The organism is uncultured Salinicola sp. (assembly GCF_937921195.1).
Taxonomy (GTDB): Bacteria; Pseudomonadota; Gammaproteobacteria; order Pseudomonadales; family Halomonadaceae; genus Salinicola.
Genome location: NZ_CALFQK010000209.1, coordinates 47,234 through 55,822 on the forward strand (window position 1 = coordinate 47,234; position 8,589 = coordinate 55,822).

Here is an 8,589-nt window from a genome sequence, read left to right on the forward strand (position 1 = left end):
ACGCCTATTGATGTTCGGAAGTGATTAATCTATTTTCGTATTCGAACATAACCGAACCATCATTCCTCCGGAGGACGGTATGGCCTCAACGACACAGCACCACGTCCATGACCTCATCGTCGTCGGCGGCGGCATCAATGGCACCGGCATCGCCAACGACGCCGCCGGCCGGGGCCTCTCCGTGCTGCTGTGCGAGCAGTCGGACCTGGCCAGTGCCACCTCATCCGCCAGCAGCAAGCTGATCCACGGAGGATTGCGCTATCTCGAGCACCGCGAGTTTCGCCTGGTGCGCGAAGCGCTGAAGGAACGGGAAGTCATGCTGCGCAAGGCGCCGCACATCGTCTGGCCGCTGCGCTTCATTCTCCCCCATCAGCCGCACCTGCGCCCTGGCTGGATGATTCGCGCGGGCCTCTTTCTCTACGATCATCTCAGCCACCGCGACAGCCTGCCCAATGCCAAGCGCCTGCGATTCGGTTCGGAAAGCCCGCTGGTGCCGACGATCAAGCGCGGGTTCGAGTATTCCGACTGCTGGGTGGACGATGCCCGACTGGTCGTGCTGAACGCGCTCCAGGCGCGGGAAAAAGGGGCCGACATCCGGGTCCGCACGCGTTGCGTCGAGGCTCGCGAGGAGCAGGGCCAGTGGGTGGTAAGTCTCGAAAACCTGGATACCGGGGAGCGCCAGGAGCAGCGGGGCAAGGTGCTGGTCAATGCCGCCGGCCCCTGGGTGGAGTCTTTCGTCAAGGGCAATGCCAAGCGCGACTCGCGCTACGGCATCCGCATGATCCAGGGCAGCCACCTGATCGTGCCGCGCCTCAACGACGACGACCGCGCCTACATCCTCCAGAACCAGGATGGCCGCATCGTCTTCGTGCTGCCCTATCAGCAGCGCTACAGCCTGATCGGCACCACCGATCGCCGTTACCAGGGCGACCCCTCCCGGGTCCGTATCAACGACGAGGAGATCGACTATCTGCTCGAGGTGCTCAACTCGCACTTCGTCAGGCAGCTCGGTCGCGAGGACGTCGTCGCGACCTATGCCGGTGTCCGCCCGCTGTGCGACGACGAGTCGGAGAATCCCTCGGCCATGACCCGGGACTACACCCTCGACCTCGACCGGCACGGTGCACCGATGCTGTCGATCTTCGGCGGCAAGATCACCACCTACCGCAAGCTGGCCGAGGCGGCCATGCGTAAACTCGAGCCATTGCTGCCTGCCATGGGACAACCCTGGACGGCCACCGCCAAACTGCCCGGCGGCGATATCGAATCGCGCCACGCGTTCGCCGATCGCCTGGTGGGTGAATATCCGTTTCTCGGCCGGGAATGTGCCGAGCGGTTCGCGTCCAGCTACGGCTCGCTCTGTCTCACTTTCCTGGACGGCAAGCAGAGCCAGGAGGATCTCGGCCAGCCTTTCGGTGGTGGCCTCACCCGTGCCGAAGTCGACTACCTGGTCGAGCACGAGTGGGCACGCACCAGCGAGGACATCCTGTGGCGACGCAGCAAGCTGGGACTGCGCCTGACCAACGATGAGCGAGAAACCTTGTCGCGCTACCTCGATCAGCATCCCGCCATCGACATGTCGGGCCCTTTAGCCAAAGTATCATGAGGGATTAGCTGCCACGAGGTTTCCGGGAAGTCATACTGTCGAGGGTACGAATGGCGTTTCTGCTACGCTTGGCCCTGCACGGCGCCCTATCCCGATACAAGGAATCCTCCCTTGCTGCAACTTCTGTTTAGCTGTCTCGGTTGTCTCGCGCTGTTGATCACGCTGGCGCCTTACACGCGATTTCGCCACTGGAGCGTTCGCAGTTTCGATTTCCCGCTGCTTCAGATCGCCATCGTCGCCACCGCTCTGGCGCTGATCCAGCTTGCGTTCGAACCCGTCGAGTGGTGGCATTGGGCCGGCGTCGCCGCCAGCGTGATCGCGGCACTCATCCAGTGGGCACGCATCTACCCGTGGACCCCCCTGGCCAGATGTACGGTAGTCAAATCCAACTCATACGCGCCGGAACACGAACTCAAGCTGCTCGTTTCCAATGTATTGACCCCCAATCGCCAGGCATCGAAGTTGATCGACCTGATACACGAGCACGAGCCCGATATCCTGCTGACGCTGGAGTCCGATCAGTGGTGGGGAGATCAACTGGACGCCGCCATCGGCAAGTCGATGCCGGAAGCGGTGCGTATCCCTCTCGACAATCTCTACGGGATGCACCTCTACTCCCGGCTGCCGTTGGAAGATGTCGAGGTCAAATGGCTGATCCAGGACGACATCCCCTCGATCCACGCCTGGGTGAAGCTGAGGGACGGTAGCCGTATCCGCCTCCACGCGCTGCACCCGCGGCCGCCCGCGCCATCGGAGAGCGATGAGTCGCTATGGCGCGACGCGGAACTGCTGCTGGTGGGCCAGACCATCGCCGAAAGCAGCGCCCCCACCGTCGTTGCCGGGGATCTCAACGACGTTGCCTGGTCACCGACGACAAAACTGTTCTGCAAAATCAGCGGCATGCTCGACCTGCGTCGCGGACGCGGTCAGTACAGCACCTTCCACGCTAAATATCCGATGCTGCGCTGGCCCCTGGATCACGTCTTCGTCACCGAGCATTTCACTCTCGTCCACATGGAGCGATTGCCGGAGATAGGATCCGATCACTTCCCGATCCTGGTGACGATGCGCTACAACCCGACCCGCGCAGCCGAGAACGAGCCCGAAAAGGCCGATAGCGACGAGCAAGAGGACGCGGAGGAGACCATCGAGGAGGCTCAGGACCGTCAAGGCGAGGCGCCGGTCTGAACCCTATTCGCCCGAGGCGATCTTCGCTCGACGACAACGCCACCCGACCGGGTGGCGTTGTCGTATGGGCTGCAGAGAACGCAACCGCTCACGGGGGTCCGTGGCGAGAAACAGCGTCCGGAGGGGAAGCGGAAGCTACTCCGGGATTCCTCCCTGGGTCAGCTTGGCCGGATCGAGCAGGCGCTCCAGTTCCTGGCGGGAGAGATCGGTCTCCTCCTCGGCCACATCGATGATCGGCCGCCCTGCCTGGTAGGCCTTCTTGGCGACCGCCGCCGCTGCGTCATAACCGATCACGGAGTTGAGGGCGGTCACCAGAATCGGGTTCTTCGACAGCGGGCTCTCGATATTGTCACGACGCACGTTGAACGTGGCGATGGCGCGATCGGCCAGCAGGCGGCTCACATTGGCCAGCAGCTTGATCGATTCCAGCAGGTTGTGGGCGATCAACGGCAGCATCACATTGAGCTGGAAGTTGCCACTCTGCCCGCCGATGGTGATGGCGGCGTCATTGCCGATGACCTGAGCGGCTACCTGGGCAGCCGATTCCGGGATCACCGGATTGACCTTGCCCGGCATGATCGAGCTGCCCGGCTGCAGGGCCTCCAGCTCGATCTCCCCCAGACCGCCCAGCGGACCGGAGTTCATCCAGCGCAGGTCGTTGGCGATCTTCATCACCGCTACGGCATAGGTCTTGAGATGGCCCGAGAGCTCCACTGCCGCATCCTGGGAGGCCAGGCTAGCGAAGAAGCTGTCGTTGGGTCGAAAATCGAGGTGCGTATCGATGGCCAAGCGCTGTGCCACCTTTTCGGCAAACTCGGGATGAGCATTGACGCCGGTCCCGACGGCCGTGCCTCCCAGCGCCAGACGGGTCACCCGCTTGAGGCCGTCTCCCAGCCGCTCGATCGATTGGCCGACCTGGCTGGACCAGCCGCCGAGCTCCTGGCTCAGGCGAACCGGCATCGCATCCATCAGGTGCGTACGCCCGGTCTTGACCACGTCATCGACCTCTTTCGCCTTGTCGTCGATGGTGGATCTCAGATAATTGAGCGCTGGCAACAGGCGCTCCCGAACCTGTGTCGCCGCGGCGAGGTGAATGGCCGTGGGGATCACATCGTTGCTCGACTGGCCCATGTTGACGTGATCGTTGGGGCCGACCTCCAGCCCGTCCCGGCTGGCGAGATGGGAGATCACCTCGTTGACGTTCATATTGGTCGAGGTTCCCGACCCCGTCTGGAACACATCGATCGGGAACTGATCGGCGTGCTTGCCGTCGATGATCTCGTCGGCCGCGGCCATGATGGCCCTCGCCCTCTCCTCGTCCAGCAACCCCAGCTCCCGGTTGACCTCCGCGGCGGCACGCTTGATATGCGCGACGGCGGTGATGAATGCCGGTGGCAGCGGTTGGCCGCTGATCGGAAAGTTGTTGACGGCACGCTGGGTCTGCGCGCCATAGAGTGCGCTCTCGGGAACGTTGAGTTCGCCCATGCTGTCGCGCTCGACTCGTGTCTGAGCCATGACCTTCTCCTATCGATGACGGATGAAATGCGAAAGGGGTAGCCATCACCTTGGCTACCCCTTCGGGACTCCTTCAAGCCTAGCAGTCGGTCCCCACACTGCATCCACTTCGCGCGGCGGATGTCGGGAGACAGCCATGATACACCAGGCCGCGACTCCACCGGGGGGCCCGGACGCAATCAGTCGAAATCGATGATCTGGCGAATCGCCTCGCCGTTGGCCAGACGGTCGAAACCGACATTGATCTCGTCCAGCTTCAGGCGATGGGTCAGCAGCCGATCCACCGGCAGGCGGCCGGACTGATAAAGCGCGATGTATTCCGGCACATCCAGCGACGGCACGTGTCCGCCGAGGTAGGAACCCTTGAGGGTACGCTCCTCGGCCACCATTCGCGTCGGACTGATGGCGAAGCGCACGTCCGGATGCGGCAGCCCGGAGGTCACGGTGGTGCCGCCGCGGCCGGTGGATTCATAGGCGAACTCGAGCGCCTTGGCGACGCCCGCGAACTCGGCGGCGATGTCCACCCCGCCGCCGCTGATCTCGCGCACCTGTTCGACGGCGTCGGGATCGCCGCTGTTGACGATGTGCGTCGCGCCCATCGCCTTGGCGGTCTCCAGCTTGTCCGGTGCGATATCCGCCGCGATCACCTGACGCGCGCCACCGCCGACGGCCCCCATCACCGCCGCCAGGCCGACACCGCCGAGGCCCACCACCAGCACCGACTGGCCCAGCCGCAGCCCGGCGGTGTGGACCAGCGCGCCGACGCCGGTGAGTACCGCACAGCCGAACAGTGCCGCGATATGGAACGGCAGCTCGGGATCGATTCGGGTCAGCGAGCGCCGCGACGCCACGGCGTATTCCGCAAACCCGGAGACGCCGATATGGTGATAGATCTTCTCGCCGCCCTTGTGCAGCCGCATCCCGCCACCCAGCAGGTGACCCGCCAGGTTCGCGGCCGCGCCGGGGCGGCACAGCGCCGCCCGTCCCGACAGGCAGGAGGCGCAGCCACCGCAACTGGGCGCGAACGAGAACACCACGTGGTCGCCGGGGGCGAGATCGGTGACGCCCTCGCCGACTTCGGCGACCTCGCCGGCCGCCTCGTGCCCCAGCACCATCGGCAACGGTCGTGGCCGGTCCCCGTTGATCGTGGACAGATCCGAATGACACAGCCCGGCGGCACGCATCTTGACCAGAACCTCACCCGGTCCCGGCCCCTCCAGCTCGACCTCCTCGACCGACAGCGGCATCGATTCCCGGTAGGGTCGGGGCCTGTGCATTTCATGAATCACGGCGGCATGGATTTTCATATCAGCATCCCATTTCACGGATCGCCCTGGCTCGCTTGAACGAGCCGGGCGTGGTTTACGTTCGTCTGCCTGGCGGCACGATCAGAGAGGAGTCGTGATGAAGAGCCATGATCACGAGTAGTATTCGGGCGCATGACGGAATGTCGGCCATGCCACCGGGTCATGCCCGGTCACCACGAGTGCGCCGGTCTTCTCGACCAGGGCATGCAATTTGCGCACGGATCGCACCGTGTCCACGGTCGAGGCCAGAAAGCCCGGCAAGGCCTTCTCCTCCCAGTGATCGGTGGTGTATGCCGCGTCCACGGCCAACAGCACCGGCCCGGTCTCGGGCAAGCGGAGCAGGAAACTGGCATGCCCGGGTGCATGGCCGGGCGTGAAGATGAAACGAATGGTGCCGTCGCCGAAGACGTCGTAGCCGTCGTCGCCATCCTCGAGCAGATGCCACTTCAATCCGGGGCGGTCGAAGTCCGCGCGAATATAGCCGCCGGCGGAGAACCAGTCCGGGGCCATGGCATACTCGTATTCGCGACGTCTGACGATATGAGTGGCATTCGGGAATCGGCCCGTGGCACCGGTATGGTCCAGGTGCAGATGGCTGTGCAGGACATAGCGGATGTCCTCGGGTTCGAGGCCGAAACTCTTCAGCGCCTGGACACAACCTTCCTCCTCACGCATCACGGGCCAATAGACCGCGGTGATATCGCCCCAGTGCTTCTCGGGATCGCTGGCGCACTCGACGGCACAGCCACCATCGATGACGACATTTCCCTCCGGGTGCGTGATGAGATACCAGGGCACGGGGATCTCGTACTCATCCAGCCCCGCATTCATCTTGATATTGCACACCCGGCACTTGAGCGTGCCGGTCTGGAACATGTAAAGACGAGGGGTAGTCATGACGCACTCCTGGTTTGTGCCACATGAAGACGACATTGCCGCCGATTGCGGTGCGAGTACGGCGAAAGATGCACCATCCGCCAGCGGCCTCGAGGCTCGCAGCCGGGGGATCGGACATGTCAGAGTAGGACACCGCCAAACGGCGTGACCAGCGGACTTTGGTCCCAGACAGCCCCCGCGGCGCGTCGGCACCTCACCCAGTCCCGACCGGTCATGCCGACTTTCAGAAAACCGATCGAGGAGTCTCGGCCATGTGGCATCGTCAACCCTTCACGCTCACCGCGCGCCCGCGCGGCTTTCATCTGGTCACCGACGAGGTCCTGGCGGCACTGCCGCGGCTGGCCGAGATCCGTACCGGCCTGCTCCATCTGCAGTTGATGCACACCTCGGCCTCGCTGACCCTGAACGAGAACGCCGACCCGGACGTGCGCCACGACATGGCGCTGTTCGCCAGCCAGCTGGCTCCCGAGAACCTCCCCGGGATGCGGCATACGCTGGAGGGCCCGGACGACATGCCCGCTCACGTGCTGGCGAGCCTGTTCGGCACCCAACTGACCCTGGCGGTGGAAAACGGCCGCCTGCTCACCGGCACCTGGCAGGGCATCTGGCTGGGCGAACATCGCCAGCAAGGCGGTGCCCGAAGGATCACCGCCACGCTGATGGGCGAATGACGCAAGTGGCGTTCTGAATCCGCCCTGCCGCCACCTCAGTGCGAGTGCCGCGGCACCTCCGCGCCCCGGCAGCCGCGCAGGAAGTCGAAGTCGCACCCCTCGTCGGCCTGCAGCACCCGTTCGATGTAGAGCTGGCGATAGCCGCCGCTGCTGGCGATCCGGTTCGACGCCGCGGTCGGGTCGACCTCGGCCAGACGACGCGCGATCTCGGCGTCGTCGACCTCGAGCTCCAGCTTGCCGCTGTCACAGTCCAGGCTGATCCAGTCGCCGTTGTGGACGGCCGCCAGCGGTCCGCCGGCGGCCGCCTCCGGGGCCACGTGCAGCACCACCGTGCCGTAGGCGGTACCACTCATGCGGGCATCGGAGATACGCACCATGTCGGTGATGCCCTGCTCGAGGATCTTGGGCGGCAGGCCCATGTTGCCGACTTCCGCCATGCCGTGATAACCCCGCGGCCCGCAGTGCTTCAGCACCAGGATGTCGTCGGCCTCGACCTCAAGCTCGGGATCGTTGATGCGCGCCTTGTAGTCGTCGAAGTTCTCGAATACCACCGCGCGACCGCGATGCCTCATCAGCTCGGGACTGGCCGCAGAGGGCTTGAGCACCGCACCGTTGGGTGCCAGGTTGCCGCGCAGGATACAGATGCCGCCATCGTCGCGCAGCGGGTTGTCCAGCGGGCGAATCACCTCGTCGTTGTAGTGCGGCGCGTCCTGAACGTTTTCCCAGATCGTCTTGCCGTTGACGGTCAGGGCGTCCTTGTGGGGCAGGCGGTCGGCCTCGCCCAGCCGGCGCAGCACGGCCGGCAACCCGCCCGCGTAGTAGAACTCCTCCATCAGGAAGCGCCCGGAGGGCTGCAGGTCGACGATGGTCGGCGTGCCGCGACCGATACGGGTCCAGTCGTCCAGCGGCAGGTCGACCCCGATGCGCCCGGCGATCGCCTTGAGATGGATCACCGCATTGGTCGAACCGCCGATGGCGGCGTTGGTGCGAATCGCGTTCTCGAACGCCTCGCGGGTCAGCACCTTCGACAGCTTGAGATCCTCGTCGACCATCTCGACGATGCGGTTGCCGGAGAGATGAGCGAGCACGTAGCGGCGCGAATCCACCGCCGGAATCGCGGCGTTGTGCGGCAGCGACACCCCCAGCGACTCCGCCATGCACGCCATGGTCGAGGCCGTGCCCATGGTGTTGCAGGTGCCGGCCGAGCGCGACATGCCGGCTTCGGCGGCCATGAAGTCATGGATCGATATCTTGCCGGCCTTGACCTCTTCGGAGAGCCTCCAGACCACGGTCCCGGATCCAATATCCTTGCCCTCATGCTTGCCGTTGAGCATCGGCCCACCGGTTACCACGATCGTCGGGATATCGCAGCTCGCCGCGCCCATGAGCAGCGCCGGCGTGGTCT

Annotated in this window: 7 protein-coding genes; 3 read left to right on the forward strand and 4 right to left on the reverse strand. The window is 64.6% G+C overall.

Features of this window, described 5'->3' with window-relative positions:
• Positions 1–79: 79 nt before the first annotated feature.
• Together glpD and Q0602_RS24400 are read left to right on the forward strand one after the other, a co-directional pair.
• Positions 80–1,606: a glycerol-3-phosphate dehydrogenase gene (gene glpD, locus Q0602_RS24395; protein WP_298848759.1), complete on the forward strand. Its 1,527-nt coding sequence runs from the start codon at positions 80–82 to the stop codon at positions 1,604–1,606.
• 111 nt (positions 1,607–1,717) lie between these two features.
• On the forward strand, positions 1,718–2,794 hold the full coding sequence (locus tag Q0602_RS24400) for an endonuclease/exonuclease/phosphatase family protein (RefSeq protein ID WP_298848761.1): 1,077 nt from the start codon (positions 1,718–1,720) through the stop codon (positions 2,792–2,794).
• 135 nt (positions 2,795–2,929) lie between these two features.
• Here Q0602_RS24400 and Q0602_RS24405 read toward each other — a convergent pair whose 3' ends face one another.
• From Q0602_RS24405 to attM, 3 genes are all read right to left on the reverse strand, one after another.
• On the reverse strand, positions 2,930–4,309 hold the full coding sequence (locus Q0602_RS24405) for an aspartate ammonia-lyase (RefSeq protein WP_298848763.1): 1,380 nt from the start codon (positions 4,307–4,309) through the stop codon (positions 2,930–2,932).
• A gap of 179 nt (positions 4,310–4,488) precedes the next feature.
• Positions 4,489–5,616, reverse strand: a complete 1,128-nt coding sequence (locus Q0602_RS24410) for a zinc-dependent alcohol dehydrogenase family protein (protein ID WP_298848765.1) — start codon at positions 5,614–5,616, stop codon at positions 4,489–4,491.
• Between the two features lie 111 nt (positions 5,617–5,727).
• Positions 5,728–6,513, reverse strand: coding sequence for an N-acyl homoserine lactonase AttM (gene attM / locus Q0602_RS24415; protein ID WP_295037213.1), 786 nt, complete (start codon positions 6,511–6,513; stop codon positions 5,728–5,730).
• Positions 6,514–6,764: 251 nt separating this feature from the next.
• Here attM and Q0602_RS24420 point away from each other — a divergent pair, with 251 nt between their 5' ends.
• Positions 6,765–7,184, forward strand: a complete 420-nt coding sequence (locus tag Q0602_RS24420) for a secondary thiamine-phosphate synthase enzyme YjbQ (protein ID WP_295037215.1) — start codon at positions 6,765–6,767, stop codon at positions 7,182–7,184.
• A 35-nt stretch (positions 7,185–7,219) separates the two neighbouring features.
• On the opposite strand, the gene Q0602_RS24425 is transcribed toward Q0602_RS24420, so the two are convergent.
• Positions 7,220–8,589: dihydroxy-acid dehydratase (locus tag Q0602_RS24425; protein WP_298848768.1), on the reverse strand; the 1,370-nt coding region annotated here is incomplete at its 5' end.

Coding starts and splice junctions, on each gene's coding strand:
- Q0602_RS24410 (WP_298848765.1), bottom strand. CDS start 5,616: ATGAAAATCCATGCCGCCGTGATTCATGAAATGCACAGGCCCCGACCC.
- Q0602_RS24405 (WP_298848763.1), bottom strand. CDS start 4,309: ATGGCTCAGACACGAGTCGAGCGCGACAGCATGGGCGAACTCAACGTT.
- attM (WP_295037213.1), bottom strand. CDS start 6,513: ATGACTACCCCTCGTCTTTACATGTTCCAGACCGGCACGCTCAAGTGC.
- glpD (WP_298848759.1), top strand. CDS start 80: ATGGCCTCAACGACACAGCACCACGTCCATGACCTCATCGTCGTCGGC.
- Q0602_RS24420 (WP_295037215.1), top strand. CDS start 6,765: ATGTGGCATCGTCAACCCTTCACGCTCACCGCGCGCCCGCGCGGCTTT.